A 22,654-nucleotide genomic window follows, 5' to 3' on the forward strand; every position below is an offset into this window, starting at 1 on the left:
ACTCGCCCTGGAGTTACATCCTTGTTTAAAATACTCTCTCACACGGCTCGTTTCATGGCTACAATTATAATTTAGACAGATTGTTAGTAAGGATTGTGTCGGAACAGTCGTCCAAAGTTTTTCCAATTGGAATGATGTTTTTGTTGATGAGTCACGAAATCCTTACGCTTATTTTGTTTGTTTTGGTAATCAAGATATGCTATGATCATGGCTATATCTTCAATCTCTTTAGATTGCTCTGATGGTTGTAATAAAAAGTCCAGATTTTCTTCTATAAAATGTGTGTTGTAATTACCATCAATAAAATCTTTGGCCTCCATAATGCGCTGAATAAATGCGATGTTGGTTTTTATGCCTGTAATTTTATATTCATATAAGGCACGCTTCATCCTGTCAATAGCTTCGGACCGTGTGGGTGCCCAAATAATCAGTTTCGAAATAAGCGGATCGTAGTAAACCGGAACTTCATAGCCTTCAAAAACATAGCCGTCGGTTCGCATACCAAGTCCTAATGGTTCTGAAATGTGACGAATCAATCCGGAACCCGGCATAAAATTGTGGTAAGGATCTTCGGCATATATCCTGGCTTCTATGGCATGTCCTGACTGCTTTAACTCCTCTTGTTGAAGATGTAACGGCTCATTGTTGGCAATGTGAATTTGCGCTTTTACCAGATCAACTCCTGTCACACGCTCGGTAATTGGATGTTCTACCTGTAAACGTGTGTTCATTTCGAGGAAATAGAAATGATGGTGCTTGTCCATGAGAAACTCAATGGTTCCTGCTCCGGAGTAATTAACTGACTTAGCTGCTGAAATGGCATGTTTTGCCATTTCCTGTCTGGTTTCTTCTGTTAAAAATGGGGAAGGAGTCTCTTCAATTACTTTCTGATGTCGACGCTGAACGCTACACTCTCGCTCGAACAGATGAATAACATTTCCATGATTGTCTGCCAAAATCTGAAATTCAATGTGGTGAGGTTCTTCCAGATATTTTTCCAAATAAACCGCATCGTTTCCAAAGGCTGAAGCCGCTTCAGATCGGGCGCGTCGGTATGAACTGATCAAATCTTTAGAAGAATGAACAAGACGCATCCCCTTTCCACCCCCACCTGCTGAGGCTTTAATCATGACAGGATAGCCAATTTTTGATGCCAATTGTTTTATTTGTGCTTCATCATCGGGCAGGGCCCCTGTACCGGGAACAACCGGTACCTCAGCTTTTTGCATCAGTTCACGGGCTCTCATTTTATCTCCCATGGCTATGATGGCTTCCGCTGATGGACCAATGAAAATGAGTCCGGCTTTCCGTACTTTTTCTGCAAACTCTGCATTTTCAGATAAGAAGCCATAACCTGGGTGTATGGCATCTGCTTTTGATTTTTTGGCAATCTTGATGATTGCATCCATATTTAAATAACTCTCTGCCGATGGAGGAGGACCAATGCGGTATGCTTCATCAGCATATCTCACATGCAACGAAGTTCTGTCTGCGTCTGAGAAAACGGCTATGCTTTTTATGTCCATTTCGCGACAGGTACGGATAATTCTTACTGCGATCTCTCCTCTGTTTGCTACAAGAATTTTTTTTATCATAAAGCAATTTGATTTTATTAAAGGGGAAGTTCAGATAATTTTACAACATTACAAAGTGAATGCATTTAATGATTGTATAATCAGTAATTTATTCATGTGTCAGAATGTTACATTTTTGTAACATCCAACTAATGAAACATTCCAGTTTGCAAATTGTTTAATTAGAATAATTCCAAATTAGGCATTTTAGTTGATATAATTGAACTTTTCACTGTTTTTTGAATTAATATTGATAAACCAATTAAACTAATTAACCATGCTTAATAAGAAAGTAGAAAAAGCTTTGGTAGCGCAAATAGAAAAAGAAGGTTATTCATCCAACCTCTATTTAGCCATGGCCAGTTGGGCCGAAACCAAAGGAATGGAAGGTGTATCCAAATGGATGTATGCACAAGCGGATGAAGAACGTATGCATATGCTTAAATTTATTGCATATGTTAACGAAAGAGGTGGTAAAGCCATTATCCCGGCATTTGAAAAGCCCCCGGTTGATTTTGATAATGTTCATAAGATGTTTGAGCAGGTATTGTCACATGAGCAGTATGTTACAAAGTCCATCAATGACATTGTTGGTGTATGTTTAGGCGAAAAGGACTTTACCACACATAACTGGATTCAGTGGTTTGTGGAGGAACAAATTGAGGAGGAGGCTTCTGCCCAGACTATTATTGACAAACTTAATCTGTTGGGTGATGGTGGATTGTATCTTTTCGACCGAGATATCCTCTCCATGCGAACTGAAAGCGAGCCAGGGGCGGAATAGTTTTATCCATTTAGCAGACATATAGAACAAATTGCAGGTTAAACCTTTTTTGAGGTTTAACCTGTTTTATTTAAATCGATTTAACCGATGATTTTACTATTTTTGCATCATAAAAGTTCATTTAAAAATACCTGTTTTGAAACTTGTTGCTAAAACTTTTCACGGACTGGAACCCGTTCTGGCTAAAGAGCTGGAAGAGATGGGAGCCAGAGATATTAAAATTTTAAAAAGAGCGGTTTCTTTTGAATCCAACAAAGAGTTGTTGTACAAAAGTAATTTGTGTCTGCGTACGGCCATCCGAATTCTTCAACCGCTAACTACTTTTACAGCCAGAGATGAGCAACAATTGTATGAAAAGGTGAAAGCGTTCAATTGGGCACCTTATTTACGCAATGATCAGACCTTAGCCATTGATGCTGTTGTTTTTTCGAAATACTTTCAGCATTCTAAATATGTAGCGCTTAAGACAAAGGATGCCATTTGTGACCAGTTTAGGGAAAGCACCGGAAAGCGACCATCCGTCGATGTGGAGCGACCCAATTTGCTGATAAATGTCCACGTGGCCGAAGATAAATTTACCTTGTCGATGGATAGTTCTGGTGAGCCACTTAACAGAAGGGGATACAGGGGAGGCGAGCATCCGGCTCCTATTAATGAAGTGCTGGCTGCCGGAATGATTCTCTTATCGGGGTGGGATGGCGTTCGTCCGTTTCACGACCCTATGTGTGGATCGGGAACCATCGTTATGGAAGCAACCATGTTTGCGGCCAATATGGCTCCCAACATCAACCGAAATGAATTTGGGTTTTCCAGATGGAACAACTTTGATCCGGAGCTGTGGAAAAATGTTCTCGAAGAAGTCAAAAGTAAAGTTAAGCGTCCCGAATGCAGAATTACAGGAAGTGATATATCGAAGAAATCCATAGACATCGCAAGGCAATCTGCGTTAGATTTTTCGCTGAAACAATACATCGATTTTCAGGTATCTCCATTTAGTGAAACCCATCCGATAGGAAAAGGAGGTGTCCTTATGATGAATCCGCCATACGATGAGAGACTGAAAACCAAAGATATTGTTGTTTTGTACGAAGGGGTGGGAACCAAACTAAAGCATGAATACACCGGTTGGGAGGCGTGGATTATTAGTTCCAATCTGGAGGCTTTAAAATTGGTGGGGCTTAAACCATCTGAAAAGCATACGCTTTTCAATGGCGCTTTAAAATGTGGATTTCATAAATTTGGATTATACGAAGGATCGAAAAAACGAGTAAACCGCTCTCTTCAGAAAATTCGCGAGAGTAGGGGAGAATAATTTCCAGACTAATGAAACGTGGTACAAAATACTTTTTCGCAGGTATATTATTGACTTTTGCTTTGGTATTGTTTCTAGGGCCCAAACCTGAAACACCATTGTATCACACCTTTGTTCCGAAAACGCCCAAAACAACACTAGAAGCCGAAGCAATACTGACCGCTCGTGAATCAAACTTATCCATTAAGCCCAAAAACGAAGCCTCCATAGTATGGGTTTGCGACTCCTCCAAGGCTCGCACCAGACAGGTTTTAGTTTACCTCCATGGCTTTGGTGCCAGTCACGAGGAGGGAAATCCCGTTCATCGTCATGTTGCAGATAGGGTAGGAGCCAATCTTTTACTTACCCGACTATATGATCACGGTTTAACAGATACGTTGCCCATGCAGCACTTTTCTGTTCAAAAATTTTGGGATGATGCCCTTGAATACCTTTCAATTGCCAGAGCATTGGGAGATGAGATTATTCTGATGGGAACCTCTACCGGTGCTTCATTAGCCTTATTGATGGCTTCTCATTTTGATGATGTGAATGCCATTATTTTGCTTTCACCCAATATTAGGGTCAACGACCCTAATATATGGATTATGAATCAACCCTGGGGACTTCAACTGGGGAGAGCAATTACGGGAAGTAACAAAACAATTTCAGATCACCCTGCTGAGTGGTACGATAAATATTGGTATCGTCAGTACAGCTTAAATGCAGTGGCTGAACTCCAGCAATTCCTCAAAATAGCCATGAAGCCAACTGTCTTTAAAAGGGTATTTCAACCAGCATTAATGCTTTATTACTACAAAAACGAACAGGAAAAAGATGATGTGGTTCGTGTTGATGCCATGTTGAAAATGTTTGATGAGTTATCCACCCCGTCGCATTTAAAATTGAAGCAAGCTATCCCCGAGGCAGCAGACCATGTAATTGGCTGTCACCTGCGATCTGGAGATATTGATGCAGTAAAGCTTGCACTGGAAGTTTTTATTGATGACATTTTGAATGCAAATGTAGACTAATTGTCTTTTTTAACTCTTCTCCATTTCTTTGCAGTGTGAAATATTGTAAAAACAATGGGCAAGTATTACTTTTACGACTAACAAAGGGGTCAGGAAGTGCGATGACTCATCCTCTTCTGTAAACAAACTATGCAACCTACATTTTAAGATGAGCTAAGCAGCCCATCTTCAGTTTTGGTGGTGTTATTATTCTGTGTATAGTTTAATTTTAATGAATGAGGAGTATATTATGCGTATGAAGAGTCTTATAACGGTTTGTTTATTTATCTTGACCATAAATCTTTCTGCACAATCCGTTTCTGAAATATCGCGAGAGGTTGACACATGGACAACCAGTATTGATGGGACGGATGTTTATATAGGTAACCTTTTTGATGATGCTTTACAAAAAGCAATAGATGAAATGGGTGCGGGTGTCATAAACATTCGAAACAGTGCGACATTATCCAGAAGAATTCATTTACGAGAGAATCAAACAATTGATTTTCATTCACACGAAATTCATTCATCCGGAAATTTGCGTGGATACCATGTGAACGGTGTGACCATTCGTAACCTTCACATGACCGGGAGTCCTACACACTCTTTGTTGTTTCATGGTTGTTCCGATATTCATTTGCACAATATCAGATTGGAATTTTCAGGTCCGGCAGGTGGCGTACGTATAGATAATGATCGGTATGCTAATTTGGTTGTAACACGAAATCTGAAGGTTACCGGAGAAGTATACATCCAAAATACACGTGGACACGCTTTTGAAACTTATGGAATCGACGGAATAGAAATAGAACAGATTGAAGCTCACCATACAGCCGGTTGTGGACTTCTGTTAAATGAATCGAAAAATGCAGTCATTGGCTCTGTTGTTGGTACATATAATAATCAAAGTGGTGGTTATGCTACATTTAGGGTTGCTAACGATAATGGACCCAACATTAGGGTTGAAAGTCTCTATTCTCTCCATTCGGGAAGAGGTTTTTTTAGCGTTTCCCGAAGTGGGGATTGTGTCATCCAGCATGTGGATATTGCCAATAGCACCCGGCAGGGAATATTTCTTGAAGATGCACATGATACCTTTGTGATGAGTGGTACGGTTGTGGATGGCAATCCCAATGTTCAGCTGGTTCGAACCAGAAATTGTGGAGTTTTTGTAAATGGCGCTGTTCCTCCGCCCTCAGAGGTGTTATTAGGTGATGGAGTCTTTTTTAAAGATTTAATCCTTTATGAAACATATAATTATGAAGGTTGGAATATCATGTCTGATTTAAATGAGGGTGATGTAGTTTATGGTGATCGGTCATTTACTTTTGCAAGCATTCCAGAGACTCTACATGGCGCTGAATGGATTCAAACAGCTAACAACTCCAGAGATTTGACGTTTCCATATACATATGCCGAGTTTGAAGTGGTTAAATCCGGATATGTTTATGTCGCACATTCTGATCGGGTTTCAGATAAGCCCGAATGGTTATTGGATTATGATTTAACCAACTTGTCTGTTGTTGTTCAGGAAAATGAAGCTACGCAAAGAACATTTTCTGTTTACCGAAGAAAAATTGAAGTAGGTGAATTCATCAATTTGGGAATCAATTCAAACAATGGTACGACCAATAGTTTAATGTATTTCGTAATTTTTAATGAGGATGAGCATGGTGGAATTCAGAAGGTTGAGCTAGGGGACGGAGAGTTTTTTGAAAACTTAGTTGTTTTCGAAGCATTAAATGGAGAAAATTGGAGTATTATGTCGGATTTAGATGAAGGTCAGGTTGTCTTTGGGGACAGAGCATTTACATTCGCTTCTATTCCGACAGGTCTGGTTGGCCGTGAATGGATACAAACAGCAATGAACTCACGTGTTTATACACATCTTGATGCATACGCAGAGTTTAAGATGAAGAAGAACGGCGTGTTGTATATTGCACATGCTGATCGGGTTCAGACTAAGCCTGCATGGCTTTCTGATTACACAGAAACAGACATGTCTATAGTTGTTCAGGAAAATGCAACTACGCAAAGATTTCTTACTCTTTATGAAAAAGAAGTTTCGGAAGGTGATGTTATTAAAACCGGCATCAATTCCAATAATGGAACTACTCAAACCCTGATGTATTTTATGATATTTTCTGACGATAGAGTAACTTCAATTAATGAAGTCAATTCTTTTAATTCAGATTTAAAAATATATCCAAATCCCTTCAGAACATCAACCAGTGTATTGTTTGATTTACAAAAAGGAACTGATGTAGACATAAAATTGCATGCACTAAACGGAGTTTTTATAGAAACCATATTTTCAGGATTTAAACCTGCCGGAAATCACTCAGTTTTGCTGCAAACTGCCAAACTTCCTTCTGGAGTATACATTGTTAGTTTAAGATCAGATGAAAATCAGGTAGAATATCGAAAAGCAATTGTTAAGTAGTAAATTATTAGGTCAATATGAAGGAGTGATGCCGATTTTCGGCATCATTCTTTATTCTGAATAAACTCTTCTATGTTTTTGAGCACTTTTTCACTTAGTCGCTCAAATGCTTGTTTTGTTCTTCCCGATGAAATACCCATACATTTCACGTTAGGGTGATTGGCCAGATTTTCTCCTCCCAAAGCTTCAATGGAGTCGCAGAAACATAAATTTTCATTATTTATCCATTTTTTAAAATCCTTTTCATCCCATGCGGGAGATAATCCTACATTAAAAAGAATTTTTCTATTTCCTAAATGTCTGAATTGTTCCTTGTGAAGAAGAACCGTGTTTTTGTTGAGACAGCAAATGATGACATCGTTGTGCGACAGTAAATTATTGAGCGGCATGTAACGAAAGCCTTTAGCATTGGCTTCATGTTTTTCACTACGTGAAAAATATGATATTTCTGCACCAAAAAAGCTGAGTGCATCGGCAATCATCCCCCCAACTTTTCCCATACCAATAATGCCGGTTTTTAAACCGGTTATTTCTGAAGGCATTCCAAACCATGGTTTGGAGTGGGCTCCAAAACCGTGCAAACAACAAACCAATTCACTTAAAACATATTCAACTACTCCTTCATCACCATAATCCCGAATTCCTGTTACAGATATATCATTTTCTTCTGCATATCGAATATCCACGTTGGCACTTTCGGGAGAGTATAGCGAGCAACACATTCCGATGTATTGAACATTGGGACATTTTTTCAAAGTTTCAGAATCAAGTGTGGTGGTATAGCTTAATAAAACCGCATCGGCATCGCCAATACGTAAAGCTATTTCATTCGAGCCATTGGGAATGTCCTGATGCATTATTATTTCTTTGGCAAATTGCTTCAATTTAATTTCAGCCTGAGGAACTAAGCCGATAGGTTCAATGGCTACCAGTTTTCTAAACATTATAATTTCATTTTTATGGAATGGATATTGTTTGGGTAAGTATCCATTTGGTTATCTCATCTAAAGCAACCGGGGCAAAAGTTTGCTCTATTTGACTGTATTCAGAAGGTAAACCCGTTTCACATTCCTGAAAAAGATGGTTTAATCCATCAAACTTCACAATTTTATAGCTTTTATTGCCACTTTGTAAAAGAGCTTCTTCTATGGCTTGCAAATTTTCGATTGGAGGAACCTGAAGATCTTTTTCACCATTCACTGCTAATACAGGACATTTCACCAACTTTAATGGGTTTATGGGATTGTGATTTAAGAAAAACCGCATCCAGGGCGTTGCCCACATGTTAACCTGATAGTTAATAATGTCGTCAGTTATTACTCCTCCCGGTATTTGTTCGGATGGGATACTTTTGTAATAGATCTCGAGTTTTGATTTTAAATCATTAATATCCTCAGTCTTGCTGACGATATTAAAAACATTCCTGTTAATTTTTAATGACTTCTCTATTTCAGATTCTTGCATTCCGGAGGCGCGGCTAATTAGTTTAACTTGAAGATGCAGCAGATCACTTCCTTTCATGCCGGTTCCGGCTAGAAGGACTATAAATGCAATCTTTTCATTTTTTGCAGCTACCATAGGAGCAATCATTCCTCCCTCGCTGTGACCAATCAAACCAATTTGCTTGCTGTCAATTTCCGGGCGGGTCATAAGATATTCAAAAGCACTTTGCACATCGGATGCAAAATCCTGCGATGTTGCAATGGAAAAATCGCCTTCCGATTCTCCATAACCCCGATCGTCAAACCTTAAAACCGCAATTCCATGCCGGGTTAAATAATCTGATAATACCAGGAATGGTTTGTGTCCAAAAATCTCCTGATTCCGGTTTTGTGCACCACTACCTGTTATTAGAACAACTGCCGGGTGTTTTTTATTGCCGTATGGGAAAGTTAGTGTTCCGGCCAGTTTAATTCCTGCTTCTTTATTTTTGAAAATCACATCTTCAGAATGATAAGGAAATGGAGGAGTGGGTTCTTGTGGTCTTTGTAAAGGTTTTTTTTCAGGTTCGTTGCGTGTTAATATCAACGGAGTATCAAATCCCGCTTGTGAAAATGTTCCTTTAATTTCTTCGTTTTCAAATTCTCCTGAGTATTTCAGAAATAATCCTGGAATTTCAATTGTTAAAATGCCTTCAACAAATGTTGTTGTTTTAACCTCTATTCCATAAGCTCCCTGGTCAGGGCTGTCGAGGGTTGACACAAATCCATCATCGGTTTCCTCAATATTAAAAACAATAGGTAACGAAGCTCCGGGAACTTCTACTATTCCGTACCATTTTCCTGATACGTCCTGAGCATTTACACCAATGGTTGTCAAAAATATAACCATTAAAATAACTGTTGCTTTCATCCGAAAATAATTTAGTTAATTAATTGGCCGAATGGAACTTCCATGAGGTGTTATTTTCATTTTCTTGTTGTGAGTTTCCCACTCATGGGCGTTTCATTTGAAAATAATTTGTTTAAGTCATTGGCCAAATGGAACATCCATGAGGTGCTATTTTCATCTTCTTGTTGTGAGTTGCTCACTCATGGGCGTTTCATCTGTTTATAATTGCTTGTTCCATCCCGAAGCCTCAGAACTCGCTTCATCTGGAAATTATTTAGTTAATCCATAGTTAAGCTGTGCGTTGAGATAGTATTTGTGTGCATATTTTGACTCTGCCTTTTCAAATATAAACAATGTTACGTTTAATACTCATAACTTTCTCTTATAAATCCCCCTTCTGAATGAATAATTTGGCCTGTTATCCAATCGGCATCTTCATTTACAAGAAATCCAACCAGTTTAGCTGCATCAGCAGGCAGGCCAAATCTTCCTTGAGGAAATCTTTTTCGAAAAATCTCGGTTTGCTTTTGGTCTAACAAACCGGAGTTTATCCACCCGGAATCAGTTAAGCCAGGATTGACTGCATTTATTGTGATGTTCATAAAACCAAGTTCATGCTGCATGGTTTTAGTAAATGTTTCTATTCCTCCCTTAGTAACTGCGTAGGCTATTTCGTTGCTCATTGCACTCAAACTTTGGCCTGATGTGATGTTTATAATTCGTCCATGGGCATTTCCATCATATTGCTCTACAAATTTTTGTGTTAGCAGAAGTGGTGCTTTTAGGTTAACCATGTAATGGTTATCCAGATTCTCCGATGTAATGTTTTTAATATCTGTTTGCGTGCTGTAGGTAGCATTATTTATTAAAATAGAAGCCGAACCAAAGTTTTCTTTTATTATTTTAAATATCAGTTCGATACTTGATTCATTCATTAAATCAGCTTCATAGTGCTTACAATGAACACCCAGATCTGATATTTCATCTTTAATCATTTCCGGTTCATTATCACTAATCCCCCATGGCATGGATTTGTCATATTGTCGCCAGTAGGTGAAAAAAATGTCTATTCCTTGTTTGGCCAATTCAATACATATGGCTTTCCCAATACCTTTAATTCTACTTACACCTGTTACTAATGCAACTCTTTTTTTATTCATGAATTTGTGTTAGGATATATTATTTGAATTTCATTTTTTTCTGCATAATGATTTACAGATTCCTTAATAATCTGAACCCGATGATAATCATCTGTGGGGATATCTATATGTATGATTTCGTTATTATTCATACCTATTTTATATTGAGCCGATTTGTATTCAATTGTTTTAACATGATTCCATTCAATTTCTTTTTCTTTGGAAAACGCATCTTTCTTAATTTTTAAGCCGGAATCTCCAATATGAACAAATGCTTCTCTATTTAAAAATGTGGAAAATGAAAATCCATACCCTTCAATCAGATGGCCAATGCCCAGTAGCATAAATACTATAACATATACCCAATCAAAGGTGCTGATGTGGCCATCTTTAAGTGGTTTAATAATTAAAAATGAAATTGAAAAGAGTACAAGGATTATCCCATAAAAGATTCTGGTTCTTGACTTTTTATTTTTCAAAAGGTTGATTTGTAGCTCCATTTGTTTGTTTTTATACGACAAAAGGCGATTGATAAACTGTAATTTAAAATGCCTGATACTAAGAATAAAGATAAAGTATTTTTGTTGAAGTTATGTTTAGTACTCTTCAAACCAGTTAAATTTATTTTTTATAATATTATCCTTCTCTTTTTCGATATATTTTAAATAGGCTGAAGCTAATGGTGTAAGCTTTTTATCTTTTAACCATATTAAATACCATGTGGAAATTATCGGGAATCCTTCCACCGGAATGATTTGTAGCTGTCGATTCAGTAGTTCGTTTTTTATACCAATCAGGGGCATAATAGAATAGCCCAACCCGGCAATGACTGCCTGCTTTACAGCTTCATTGGTGGTAAGTTCCATTTTTTTTGTGACGGGAAGGTTGTTTTCCAAAATGAAATTTTCCATAACGTGCCTTGTTCCAGAACCTTGTTCGCGGTATATAAGTGGCATGTTTTCAAATATTCTTTTGTCATATTTTTTCTTGGTGAACGGTTCATCGGTATTTCCTACCACAAAAAGTTTATTTTGCATTAATCCCATTTTTTCAATGTTTAGGTTGGTTGGTAAAACACTTACCAATGAAAAATCAACAGCATTTCTTTCCAGGCTATTCATAACCTGTGCCTTGTTTTTTACATCCAGCAATAGTTCTACGCTCTGATGTTGTTTAATAAAATCGACAATAAAAAATGGTGCTACGTATTTTGCTGTGGAAACAATTGAAAATTTCAATTTTCCGGTAAGCAACCCTTTATGTGCTTGCATCATATAGTTTATGGCGTGCACTTCAGATAAAATTTTTTCTGCGGCGGAGGCAATCTCTTTCCCAAAATCAGTCACAAAAATCCTCCGGTTTATAATTTCAATCAATGGCACTTCGAACTGTTCCTGAAAGTTTTTCAATTGAATTGAAACTGCCGGTTGGGTGAGATGCAACTCTTCTGCAGCTTTTGTGATGCTGTTTGTTTGCACCACTTTCTGGTATATCCGTAATTGATTAAGTGTGTAGTTCATAAATATTATTTATGTATAGTATTGCAAGTTTGAATAATAATTTATGAATAATTTTTCTCAATTTGTGTTTGTTTAATTCAAAATATTTAAAAATGACCAGAATAGCAGTTGCAAAAGGGGATGGCATTGGCCCCGAAATAATGGATGCTACACTAGCAATCATAAAGGCTGCCGGAGCATAAATTGAAGTGGATGAAATCGAGGTTGGAGAAAAGGTTTATCTGGCCGGCAATACTCCGAAATGACTGTCCGCAATTAAACGAAATGACTGTCCGAATTGCTCCGGAATATGCAAGTATTACTTTACAGCATTCTTGTTAACATCTATAAGCCGTAAAATCTGCATAGCAGCAAGTCCCCATTGAGCCGCATAATTAGTAGAAATATCAGGTGCTTCAATTATTGGATTTAAAGAATAAAGCGATTTAATTTCAACAGTCTTAGGTATTTTTAAAGATCTTTCAGCATCATTAAGTATGAATTCTTCCCAGGCGCGTAAAGCCAATTCTTTATCTGATTTTTTCATTGAAGCATAAGCTGTTAATCGAGAATGTCCTTGCCTAAGGCCTCTGTTGCGCGAGACTGTTCCCAATACCGCATATTGCTCTTCATCGGAAGCATTATAAAGTTTGCAATACTGCAACCATGCTTCTTCAAATTCAGGAATGTCAATCAGGTCAATAAGTTCAGCAACAATTTCAACCAGACCAAAAACGGCATTTAAATGGGAAACAACAATTTGATCGCTCTCGGAGATTTCAAAAGCTCCTGACTCAACATCCATCATACCAACACCGGTAAAGAAGCCCTGAGGTTGGGCGGCTATTGATTTCATTCCATTGCGAATTCTGTTGTATGATGCTTTGTTCTTATTGCGCTCCCAATCGGTTAGCCAGGCTGACACGATTGATCCCCAGTCTGTTCCAAAACTTAACAATACTTTGGAGGGATCACTTAAATCAACATCAACTCTTTTTCGAAGTGGGGGCACATCGTGAAGTGACCGATGAGCCTCAATCTGAGCATCCATTAAGTCTCCTACACGTTCATCGGCTGTGAGATAGTAATAATATCGCCTGTTAGCAACCGTGCTGATTCTTAATTGTTTGGCACTGCACCCCCAATGTAGGACATTATGCCGGGAGCCTAGTGGCGCAAATGATCCAATGTGATGAACATCAACTTCTCCGGTGTGACGTGTCATGGCCTCAGCCATCCTAAATGCATCCGCTCTGCCGGAATGGAGAAAATAGTACCATAACCAAATATCTGTAGCAAGTTCTGAATTGTCCCAGGCATACCCACCAACATCATATCTCCACACATGGCGGTCATAATCGTAGGTGTGCATAAAATCACCATAATCCCAGAAACCATACCAATTATGCATATCCACGCTTTTCTTATAATAATCAAATAGCCAATCTAACTTGTCGGTAACTTGATTTCTAATTGGATCTGTGTCAGATGAATCTTTTACAGTCCATAAACCACCAAAAACTCCTGCATCATGGATATGTTGAAGATCGGCTATCAATATAGGCGGCTTGGCAACGGAGGCAGCGTAACTAGCAAATTTTTCTCTTGGGGGAGTTTTACCCGGAACCCATAAATCCAGTTCACTGGTTCTGGCGACACCTATGGGACGACCAAAACCTGGTTCATAATCCTCATAAATGATCTCAAGACCTTCCCATTGTTTCTCGTATGTATCCATACCCATTCCGTCGTGATAAAATCGCAGATCCATAGGATCTGATTCAGGTGCCCATAACCACAAAGTAACTTGCGCGTTGTCGGTATTTGCCTTTCGTATATCGATTTGAGCAGGATAAGATTGCCAAAAATTCCTAATTCCAAATCCCACACCTCCCAAGGGTGAACCTACAAAACCAGCTCCGGAGGAGCGAGAACCATTACCTGCATTTAGCCATGCATGACCCGGTGCAGTTCTTTTTCTTATTCTGAATGCATTTGCGGAAGATTGAAATAGGGTATAATCACCAAAAGTCGGAATATAAGGTAAGCCACGACGCACTCTTTCAGGAAACTCTTCAACAGCAGGTGTCATCCGGCCCTCCAATTGAGCTGAAATAATTTCCGGTCCGGGATCACGGCGTAATCCTGTCAACCCTTTAACTGCTTCTGCAAAAATACCATCATTCTCTCCAGAAAAACGGATGTGCCGATCGTGCATTTGTGCATTGTGCATGGGAACATCAAAACGAACTCCGATACCACGAATAAAATCTTTCTCTTCATCTCCATCATATGTAATGGAGTGCATAATTCTAATATTTTCTGATCCCGCATAAAAATACAAACGAACTGAAAAAGGCATGAGCTGAGTATTATTATCCGATTGATGAATACCTGATAGTTTTACAACAGATCGTATCGGTCCGTCTTGCTCCAATAACACATCTTTGATTTGTCCCGTAAAATGGGTTGTTACAACTGCGAATTCCGGACTTAATTCAGGTGTGTTTTGGTGCAAAACCACCAAATGTCCATTTTTTGCAGATATCACACCTTCGCGAGATATGGACTCAAAAATGTTTGATCCGGATTTGTTAATGGTAACTTCCACTATTCCGGTTTTAATGGTTATTGATTTTTTATCTTCAATTACTTTAAGAGAGTTCTTGTATATCGGATTTAAATCCTCAATTAACTTTAGGCTTTCAGGCAAATGGTCGTGGGGGCTAACTGCTACTGCAGTCCACTTAACTGAACCATCTGGCCAGAATGCGAATGGCCAGGTTTGAACATCAAGAGATGTATGTTCATCACTCATTAGTTTAAAGGTCAGGTCTGGTTCAATTAACCCGCGCTCCCAAGGTACACCAAAGGTTGTACCTGAAAAGTGAGATGGAGCAGACTGATCAAGCCAATTTATGTTGGCTCTTTTATTAGGGTTTTCTGCAAATCCAATATTGAAGTTGGTTAGGATGATGGATAAGATCCACACAGGCAAAAGTTTATTTTTTTTCATTGTAATATGAGGTGTTTGGTACATCGTCTTTAATGAAAGAAGTTCCAAGTGAATGATTTATTAAATTGGGCTAACAAGTTTTTCAGAAACTAGTGGATTTTATAAATATTTATAAAATCAATGTGGTGTCGTGACCATGTTGACCGAAAACCAAAATATCCACTGGTGAGTGGTTCCGAGTCCTCATACTCAAAATAGCACAGATCATTCATCCAAAATGATATGTTACCATTATTTACTTTAATTTTCACATTATATGTGGTATTTGCTTCAAGTAAATAGGGTGGTTCATTTTTTTCTTCAATAATTATCCTTTCGCCATACCCATCATACTTTCTGAATCTGGTTGTGGTGTTATAGTTTCCTCCAACTCCAACATAATATTGAGATAAATCATCATATTCCTCAAATTTCCCAGATCGGGTGAAGAGGTTTTCATTATTTGGATCAGATGCCATCCAAAATTGATTCAGATCAGATAAACGGTCGTTTATTCCATCTTCAACCATTACGGTTCTCTGGTATTCAATGATGTAGTTTCCACTCAGTTCTTTGTTGAGCCAAACTGTTACACCTCCCTCTGTATCGGTAATAAGTTGACCATTTTCAACATAAACCCTTGATTGTGGCGTGGAGTCGATTTCAACCACCCATTTCATTTTATTCAGGCCATTTGAAAAATCGTCGCTGAATATTAATTCCTTTGTTATATTAACTGAAGAGGAAGATCCGCCACAGGATGAAAGGGCGATAATTAACAGTATTGATAAAATTGTACTTACTTGTTTCATGATAAAGGCATTTTGTATTTAACGCAAAATACAAAAATCAAAGAAGTTTTTAATGATAATTCACAAAAACATGTCATAACAAGTTTGGTTTTATTAATTAATATATTTCAAACCAGTTAAATTAATTTATTATATTATTATCCTTCTCTTTTTCGATATATTTAAATAGGCTGAAGCTTACGATGTAAGCTTTTTATCTTTTTTCCAGATTAAATACCATGTTGAAATTATCGGGAATCCTTTCACCGGAATGATTTGTAGTTGTCGATTCTGTAGTTCTTTTTTTATACCAATCAGGGGCGTAATAGAATAGCCTAATCCTGCAATGACTGCTTGTTTTACAGCTTCATTGGTGGTAAGTTCCATCTGTTTTGTGATGGGCAGGTTGTTTTCAAAAATGAATTTTTCCATAACGTGCCTTGTTCGCGGTAAATAAGTGGCATGTTTTCAAATATTCTCTTTTCATATTTTTTCCGCAGCAGTGGCTATCTCTTTCCCAAAATCAGTCACAAAAATCCTCCGGTTTATAATTTCAATCAATGGCACTTCGAACTGTTCCTGAAAGTTTTTTAGTTGAATTGAGACTGCCGGTTGGGTGAAATATAACTCTTATGCAGCTTTTGTGATGCTGTTTGTTTGCACCACTTTCTGATAAATCCGTAATTGATTAAGTGTGTAGTTCATAAATATTCTTTATGTATTGTATTGTAAATTTAAATAAAAACTTATGAATAAATTTTCTCAATTTGTGTTTGCTTAATTCAAAATTTTATAAAAATGACCAGAATAACAGTTGCAAAAGGGGATGGCATTGGCCCCGAAATAATGGATGCTACACTAGCAATCATAAAAGCTGCCGGAGCAAAAATTGACGTGGATGAAATTGAGGTTGGAGAAAAGGTCTATCTGGCCGGCAATACTGCCGGTATTGCAAAAGAGTCGTGGGACATCATTCGCAGAAATAAAATATTTCTGAAAGCTCCCATCACTACTCCACAGGGGGGAGGATATAAAAGTCTGAATGTTACCACCAGAAAATTTTTAGGATTGTATGCCAACATTCGTCCTTGTATCAGTTTGCATCCATTTGTGAAAACCAAACATCCACAAATGAACATTGTAATTGTACGTGAGAATGAAGAGGATCTTTATGCCGGTATTGAGCATCAGCAAACCGATGAAGTTGTGCAATGCTTGAAGTTGATTAGTCGTCCCGGATGTGAGAAAATTGTTCGTTATGCATTTGAATATGCAAAACAATATGGTCGGAAAAAAGTAACATGTTTCACCAAAGACAACATAATGAAACAAACCGACGGTTTGTTTCACCAGGTGTTTGATGAAATAGCAAAAGATTATCCCACCATAGAAAATGAACATTGGATCATTGATATTGGTGCTGCAAAAATGGCTGATACTCCGGAGGCTTTCGATGTCATTGTGATGCCCAACTTGTACGGTGATGTTTTGAGTGATGTCGCTGCTCAAATAGCCGGTTCTGTTGGTTTGGCCGGCTCAGCAAACATAGGAGAGGAGTGTGCCATGTTCGAAGCCATACATGGTTCCGCTCCGAGAAGAGCAGGACAAAATATGGCCAATCCTTCTGGTTTGTTGCAAGGAGCTGTACTCATGCTGGTTCACATTGGCCAGGTTGAAGTAGCCGAGAAAGTTCAGAACGCGTGGCTTAAAACCATCGAGGATGGAATACATACTTACGACATTTTTAAAGAAGGTACCAGTCGAGAAAAAGTGGGGACAAAGGAATTTGCAGATGCAGTGATCAGCAATCTTGGTCAAAAACCATCGCAATTACCCGCTGTCAGTTTATCCGGAAATGCAGCCCTTAACCTTCCAAAGTATCAGAGGAAACCTGCCCAGAAAAAGGAACTTTTGGGTGTCGATCTGTTTGTTCACTGGAACGGTTCCAGCTCCGATGATCTGGCAGACATTCTTAAAAAAGTTAACACCCCTTCTGTGCAATTAAGTATGATAACCAATCGCGGAATTAAAGTCTTCCCCGATGGTTTTTCTGAAACTTTTTGCACCGATCATTGGCGATGCAGATTCAAGCATATAGATGAAAAAAATATTTCCAAACAGGATATCATTCAACTAATGCAAACTGCTGTTGATAATGATATTGATGTTATAAAAACTGAAAATTTGTATGCTTTTGAAGGGAAGCCTGCTTTTTCATTGGGACAGGGTCAATAAATATTAATGCCACCAGCCTCATTTGAGGCTGGTGGACTTATAACATCAAGCTAATTATTCAATATCTCTCTTTCTAATTGTTGAATGGTCTTTTTTAGGGAAGCCCGAACCAATAGTTTGTGAATGGGTTTAACGGGGAAAAAATAGATGTTTCCAAAAATGTTGTTGAATTTTACTGCAGTGGTAATGGTTAATTTTGTTTTGTTATTTCCATTGCCTCCATTTTCAGTCAATAAGGAAACTCTGAAATTTAAATGTTTGTCGTTTTCTCCTAGTATATATTCATTTTCTGACTGGTCGAATAATTTAAAAATACCTATTTGTTCTCCAATCAAATATTCAGTCTTATCTAATTGCTTAGTCGCATTTGTTGTCTTATTCGATGTTTTTAAGCCAAATATCCCCACAATTTTATCTCTAAGAACCAACAATTGATCGCCCCATCTAGGACCACTGTTCTTGAATTGATTAAGAAAATCTACCTTGTTGATTTTCTTTCCATTTGTAGTGATAAAACCACAAAAACTATCAATGTAATTAAAAGGTTCTTCAATTTTGTTCAAAATTGAAGCTTTAGGAATTTTGTTCTGTTTTGTAATTGTAATCATTCCAGTGATTTATATTAATAGTTTTTTAAAGATACTCATTCTTTGGCAATTTAATTATCATATTTGGCGGTATGAAAGTGAATAACTTAATTTGCTGATCCAAAAAAAATCATAACTTTATGAAACACCCAATTTCAATTAATAGAAGAGAATTTGCGGACTAATGTTGAGGTTTTTTTGGGAAATATTTATTTTAACTTTACGAAATATTAAATACTAATTTATCATCATATGAAATGGTTTTTTAGTGATTTATTATTCATTAATTTAACTTTTATAGACTTGGTTGGGAAGCGAAACCAATAAAATATCGACATTCTGGATAATGAATAATAAAGCAGATCAAAGATACTTTAAGGAAGATTTTGAAAGATATTTGGGACGAGTTTTTTTGAAAAATCTAACTCTGGTTCTTTCACTTGGTATATTGATTTTAACCTTTTACATTTATTCCGATTGGAACGTCAGGCAAAACCCTTTGGCTGTAACTACACGTCTGCTTCCTTTATCATTGATTGTTATTCTATTAATTACTCACCTGATATCCAAACATAAATACTACAAATTTAAGAGTTATATATATGTGTCAATTTATTTGGCACTTCAGCTGATGATGTATGGAAAGTGTCTCATTCACTTGCATGACGATGGATTAGCTCCAAGTGTAACAGGAACCATATTGGTGATTTTCTTAATTTCTCTGGACATAAAACAGAGCGACAGATTAACGGCTTTCATTTATGCATTTCCAATCACTGTTTTTTCGCTGATTCTTATTTTTATTCATCAACCTTCCAGCAAGGAATTTATTGTTTTGGCCGATATATATCCAATAATCGCTGTCGGGTTTATCATAAATAGAATGCAATACAGACTAAGATTCAGGCTTTTTAAATCCAATAAACTATTAAACCTGGAGCGGTCAAGAACTAAGACTTTGTACGACGAAACCTTATTGGCCAATGACCTGCTTGAGAAAAAAGCAGTAGAATCTTTTCAGATTAAAGAAGAAATTGAAAAGAAAAACCAAGAGCTTGAAAAATTGAATCAAGCTAAAGATAAGTTTCTTGGCATTATAGCCCACGATTTAAAGAACCCAATCAGCACCATATGGGGCCTCTCGGATTTACTGATGTTGAAAAACGAACTTGATGAAAAGAATAAAGTAGAATGCATTCAAACAATTAATGAAAGCATTAAACACACTCATGGTTTGTTGGAAAATTTGCTGGATTGGGCCAGAGCTCAGAGTAATACAATTGTCTTCAAACCAATACATTTTAGACCATATGAGAAAGTAGAGAAGGAACTAAGATTATTGCATCAAATGGCTGAAAAGAAGTCAATCTCTTTTAAAAATACAATACCCTGTGGCTTTGTAATGTTTGCTGATGAAAATATGTTTGAAACCATTGTTCGAAACTTGATATCAAATGCAATAAAGTACACACAAAAAAACGGGAAAATTGAAATATCAGCTCAATTGATTCAAAAAGAAAGTGATGAGAAAGTTCTGCTTTCGGTAGCTGATAATGGTATTGGCATGAATAAATCCCAGTTATCAGGCTTGTTTAGAATATCAGATAATACTTCTACCAAGGGAACCGAAAATGAAGCAGGAACCGGATTGGGCTTACTATTATGTAAAGAATTCATTGATATTCATAATGGAATAATCTGTGTTAAAAGTAAACCTGGAGAAGGAAGTGTTTTTCAATGTTTTTTCCCTCTTAATTAATGAAGTTATTGATGCCAATATGATATTATTTTTCTTTCTTCAGAATTGTCTTGCTTTCGCTACAACAAAATTTTCAATTTGTTTGTTTACTAACAGATTGGTAAACCTTTCCTGATTTCTGGTGAAAACTTATGATTTGTAAAATCAGGAAGGGTAAATTAGTCTTACCTATATAAGTAAACAACAACTAAAACATTAATCATGGCAGAAAAGCTTAATAAATTCAGCCGCATAATAACTCAAGACGATAGTTTACCCGCTGCTCAGGCAATGCTCTACGCCATAGGCATGGATGAAAACGACCAGAAAAAAGCACAGGTTGGAATTGTGAGTACCGGATTTCAAGGGAATCCCTGTAACATGCATTTGAACGATTTGGCAACGAGTGTTAAGAAGGAGGTCGATCGACAAGAGGATTTATACGGACTTATATTTCATACAATTGGAGTGAGTGACGGCATAACCAATGGTACCACCGGTATGATGTATTCATTGCCGTCCAGAGATTTGATTGCCGATTCCATTGAAATTGTAGTGAGTGCTCAATTTTACGATGCTGTTGTGCCTATTGTGGGGTGTGATAAAAATATGCCAGGAGCGATGATTGCATTAGGACGACTCAATCGGCCAGCTATTATGATGTATGGAGGAACGGTAAAAAAAGGTCAATGGAAAGGCCAGGATTTGAATATTGTATCTGCCTTTGAAGCATATGGAGAGCGTTTGCGGGGAAATATTTCCGATTTCGACTATAAAGGGATAATCAAACATAGTATCCCCGGAGCAGGTGCCTGTGGTGGAATGTATACTGCAAATTCAATGGCCGCGGCCATTGAATGTATGGGAATGAGTTTGCCTTACTCCTCTTCGAACCCTGCGGTGAGTCCACAAAAATTCAGCGAGGCTGAACGCATCGCAAAAGCAATACGAGTGGTTCTTGAATTGGATCTGAAACCACGTGATATCATGACCCGAAAAGCTTTTGAAAATGCCATTTCACTAATAATGGCTTTAGGAGGCTCTACCAATGCCGTAATTCATCTTATTGCCATGGCAAAAGCTGTCGAGGTTCCTTTGAGCATCGATGATTTCCAGACGATCAGCGACAGGGTTCCTTATCTGGCAGATTTAAAACCAAGCGGAAAGTATCTTATGGAGGATTTGCATGACATTGGTGGAATCCCGGGTGTAATGAAGTTTTTATTAAAAGAGGGGTTGTTAGATGGCTCGTGTATGACGGTTACCGGAAAAACACTTAGCGAAAATCTTGACGCAGTGCCCGAATTTCCTGCCGATCAGAATATTATAAGACCCGTTAGCAATCCGTTAAAAAAAACTGGTCATTTACAGATTTTATACGGAAATCTGGCAGAGAAAGGTGCCGTGGCCAAAATCACCGGTAAGGAAGGCTTGCGTTTTGAAGGCCCTGCCAGAGTTTATGACAATGAATCAGCAGCCATTGAGGGAATTAAAAATGAAGTTAAGCCGGGTGAAGTGATAGTTATTCGTAACTGTGGACCAAAAGGTGGCCCGGGAATGCCTGAAATGCTCAAACCTACTGGTGCTGTAATGGGAGCCGGACTAGGTAAAGATGTGGCACTGATTACCGATGGACGATTTTCCGGCGGTTCTCATGGTTTCGTTGTTGGCCACATAACTCCTGAAGCATACGAAGGAGGCGTGATAGGCCTTTTGAAAAATGGAGATTTGATAACAATAGATATCACTAAAAATAGTATCTCTGTAAATCTCTCAGAAGAAGAGATTGCCGAAAGACGTAAAAGATGGAAACGCACAGAAGGTTTGGAACTTATAGGGATTCTCAAGAAGTTTCGTCGTTCTGTAAGTTCTGCATCGGATGGGTGTGTAACGGATGGGTAGGTTGGTTTATCAATTAAACAATTAAACAATGGAGACAGATATTCCTTTGTATGCCGTTATGAATATGGCTGCCGGAGGGAAACTGAAACAGCTTTCGTCAATTATAGCGCAAAGTGTTCCATTTTAACCTAATATGACAAAAATAGCTACAGCACTATCAGTCAGCCGGAATAATATTGCTGATTATTGCCTTTTTATAGAAGAAGCAGGGATGATTGCACAACTGAGGAATTCAACCGGAGGTATTAAAGGACTTGGATAAGTTGATAAATATATCTGGATAATACCAATCTGATATACAATTTAGCCAGTGAAAACGCCAATGTTGGTAA

The 22,654-nt window shown here is 37.8% G+C and carries 18 protein-coding genes and 2 pseudogenes; 9 read left to right on the forward strand and 11 right to left on the reverse strand.

What is annotated here, in order from left to right; genetic code table 11:
* Positions 1 to 83: 83 nt before the first annotated feature.
* Positions 84 to 1,595, reverse strand: coding sequence for an acetyl-CoA carboxylase biotin carboxylase subunit (accC, locus tag B5X70_RS04725; RefSeq protein ID WP_079556733.1), 1,512 nt, complete (start codon positions 1,593 to 1,595; stop codon positions 84 to 86).
* Between the two features lie 256 nt (positions 1,596 to 1,851).
* On the opposite strand from accC, the gene B5X70_RS04730 reads away from it, so the two are divergent.
* The 4 genes from B5X70_RS04730 to B5X70_RS04745 all read left to right on the forward strand — a co-directional run bounded on the left by B5X70_RS04730 (position 1,852) and on the right by B5X70_RS04745 (position 7,105).
* The gene (locus B5X70_RS04730) at positions 1,852 to 2,358 is read left to right on the forward strand and encodes a ferritin (RefSeq protein WP_079556734.1); all 507 of its coding nucleotides are present in this window, start codon (positions 1,852 to 1,854) and stop codon (positions 2,356 to 2,358) included.
* A gap of 136 nt (positions 2,359 to 2,494) precedes the next feature.
* Entirely contained in the window at positions 2,495 to 3,670 is a 1,176-nt protein-coding gene (locus tag B5X70_RS04735) for a THUMP domain-containing class I SAM-dependent RNA methyltransferase (protein ID WP_079556735.1), read from the forward strand.
* 11 nt (positions 3,671 to 3,681) lie between these two features.
* Entirely contained in the window at positions 3,682 to 4,683 is a 1,002-nt protein-coding gene (locus tag B5X70_RS04740; RefSeq protein ID WP_079556736.1) for an alpha/beta hydrolase, read from the forward strand.
* A 268-nt stretch (positions 4,684 to 4,951) separates the two neighbouring features.
* Positions 4,952 to 7,105, forward strand: a complete 2,154-nt coding sequence (locus B5X70_RS04745) for a T9SS type A sorting domain-containing protein (RefSeq protein WP_157666536.1) — start codon at positions 4,952 to 4,954, stop codon at positions 7,103 to 7,105.
* Positions 7,106 to 7,149: 44 nt separating this feature from the next.
* Here the strand turns inward: B5X70_RS04745 and B5X70_RS04750 are convergent, their stop codons facing one another.
* The 5 genes from B5X70_RS04750 to B5X70_RS04770 all read right to left on the reverse strand — a co-directional run bounded on the left by B5X70_RS04750 (position 7,150) and on the right by B5X70_RS04770 (position 12,095).
* The gene (locus tag B5X70_RS04750) at positions 7,150 to 8,049 is read right to left on the reverse strand and encodes an NAD(P)-dependent oxidoreductase (RefSeq protein ID WP_079556738.1); all 900 of its coding nucleotides are present in this window, start codon (positions 8,047 to 8,049) and stop codon (positions 7,150 to 7,152) included.
* A 13-nt stretch (positions 8,050 to 8,062) separates the two neighbouring features.
* Positions 8,063 to 9,457: an alpha/beta hydrolase family protein gene (locus B5X70_RS04755; protein WP_079556739.1), complete on the reverse strand. Its 1,395-nt coding sequence runs from the start codon at positions 9,455 to 9,457 to the stop codon at positions 8,063 to 8,065.
* A 341-nt stretch (positions 9,458 to 9,798) separates the two neighbouring features.
* Complete coding sequence (locus B5X70_RS04760) at positions 9,799 to 10,596, reverse strand: SDR family oxidoreductase (protein ID WP_079556740.1); 798 nt, start codon at positions 10,594 to 10,596, stop codon at positions 9,799 to 9,801.
* Positions 10,593 to 11,075 (reverse strand): hypothetical protein, encoded by a 483-nt coding sequence (locus tag B5X70_RS04765; protein ID WP_079556741.1) that lies wholly within the window; start codon positions 11,073 to 11,075, stop codon positions 10,593 to 10,595. Before B5X70_RS04765 ends, B5X70_RS04760 begins: the two co-directional genes overlap by 4 nt.
* A 96-nt stretch (positions 11,076 to 11,171) precedes the next feature.
* A complete protein-coding gene (locus B5X70_RS04770; protein WP_079556742.1) occupies positions 11,172 to 12,095 on the reverse strand; it encodes a LysR family transcriptional regulator in 924 nt (307 codons plus the stop codon).
* 92 nt (positions 12,096 to 12,187) lie between these two features.
* Here B5X70_RS04770 and B5X70_RS18275 point away from each other — a divergent pair, with 92 nt between their 5' ends.
* Positions 12,188 to 12,277 (forward strand): isocitrate/isopropylmalate family dehydrogenase, encoded by a 90-nt coding sequence (locus B5X70_RS18275; RefSeq protein ID WP_234995072.1) that lies wholly within the window; start codon positions 12,188 to 12,190, stop codon positions 12,275 to 12,277.
* A 116-nt stretch (positions 12,278 to 12,393) separates the two neighbouring features.
* Here the strand turns inward: B5X70_RS18275 and B5X70_RS04775 are convergent, their stop codons facing one another.
* The 4 genes and pseudogenes from B5X70_RS04775 to B5X70_RS18560 form a co-directional block, all read right to left on the reverse strand.
* Complete coding sequence (locus B5X70_RS04775) at positions 12,394 to 15,090, reverse strand: exo-rhamnogalacturonan lyase family protein (RefSeq protein ID WP_088328795.1); 2,697 nt, start codon at positions 15,088 to 15,090, stop codon at positions 12,394 to 12,396.
* A gap of 89 nt (positions 15,091 to 15,179) precedes the next feature.
* Positions 15,180 to 15,881, reverse strand: a complete 702-nt coding sequence (locus tag B5X70_RS04780) for a DUF6250 domain-containing protein (protein ID WP_079556744.1) — start codon at positions 15,879 to 15,881, stop codon at positions 15,180 to 15,182.
* Positions 15,882 to 16,058: 177 nt separating this feature from the next.
* Positions 16,059 to 16,295 (reverse strand): annotated as a pseudogene (locus B5X70_RS18155) (LysR substrate-binding domain-containing protein); the annotation flags it as partial.
* A gap of 48 nt (positions 16,296 to 16,343) precedes the next feature.
* Positions 16,344 to 16,478 (reverse strand): annotated as a pseudogene (locus B5X70_RS18560) (hypothetical protein); the annotation flags it as partial.
* Positions 16,479 to 16,658: 180 nt separating this feature from the next.
* Between B5X70_RS18560 and B5X70_RS04790 the strand changes: the two are divergent.
* On the forward strand, positions 16,659 to 18,095 hold the full coding sequence (locus tag B5X70_RS04790; protein WP_079556745.1) for an NADP-dependent isocitrate dehydrogenase: 1,437 nt from the start codon (positions 16,659 to 16,661) through the stop codon (positions 18,093 to 18,095).
* 50 nt (positions 18,096 to 18,145) lie between these two features.
* On the opposite strand, the gene B5X70_RS04795 is transcribed toward B5X70_RS04790, so the two are convergent.
* Positions 18,146 to 18,703: a DUF2867 domain-containing protein gene (locus B5X70_RS04795; protein ID WP_079556746.1), complete on the reverse strand. Its 558-nt coding sequence runs from the start codon at positions 18,701 to 18,703 to the stop codon at positions 18,146 to 18,148.
* A 325-nt stretch (positions 18,704 to 19,028) separates the two neighbouring features.
* Here B5X70_RS04795 and B5X70_RS04800 point away from each other — a divergent pair, with 325 nt between their 5' ends.
* From B5X70_RS04800 to B5X70_RS18495, 3 genes are all read left to right on the forward strand, one after another.
* Positions 19,029 to 20,441 (forward strand): sensor histidine kinase, encoded by a 1,413-nt coding sequence (locus tag B5X70_RS04800; protein WP_079556747.1) that lies wholly within the window; start codon positions 19,029 to 19,031, stop codon positions 20,439 to 20,441.
* A gap of 201 nt (positions 20,442 to 20,642) precedes the next feature.
* Positions 20,643 to 22,322 carry a dihydroxy-acid dehydratase gene (gene ilvD / locus B5X70_RS04805; protein WP_079556748.1) on the forward strand — a complete coding sequence of 560 codons (1,680 nt, stop codon included), beginning with the start codon at positions 20,643 to 20,645 and terminating at the stop codon, positions 22,320 to 22,322.
* Between the two features lie 133 nt (positions 22,323 to 22,455).
* On the forward strand, positions 22,456 to 22,584 hold the full coding sequence (locus B5X70_RS18495; protein ID WP_262481300.1) for a hypothetical protein: 129 nt from the start codon (positions 22,456 to 22,458) through the stop codon (positions 22,582 to 22,584).
* The last annotated feature ends 70 nt before the right edge of the window (positions 22,585 to 22,654 follow it).

Origin of the sequence: Alkalitalea saponilacus, from assembly GCF_900168165.1 — a bacterium.
GTDB lineage: Bacteria > Bacteroidota > Bacteroidia > Bacteroidales > Marinilabiliaceae > Natronoflexus > Natronoflexus saponilacus.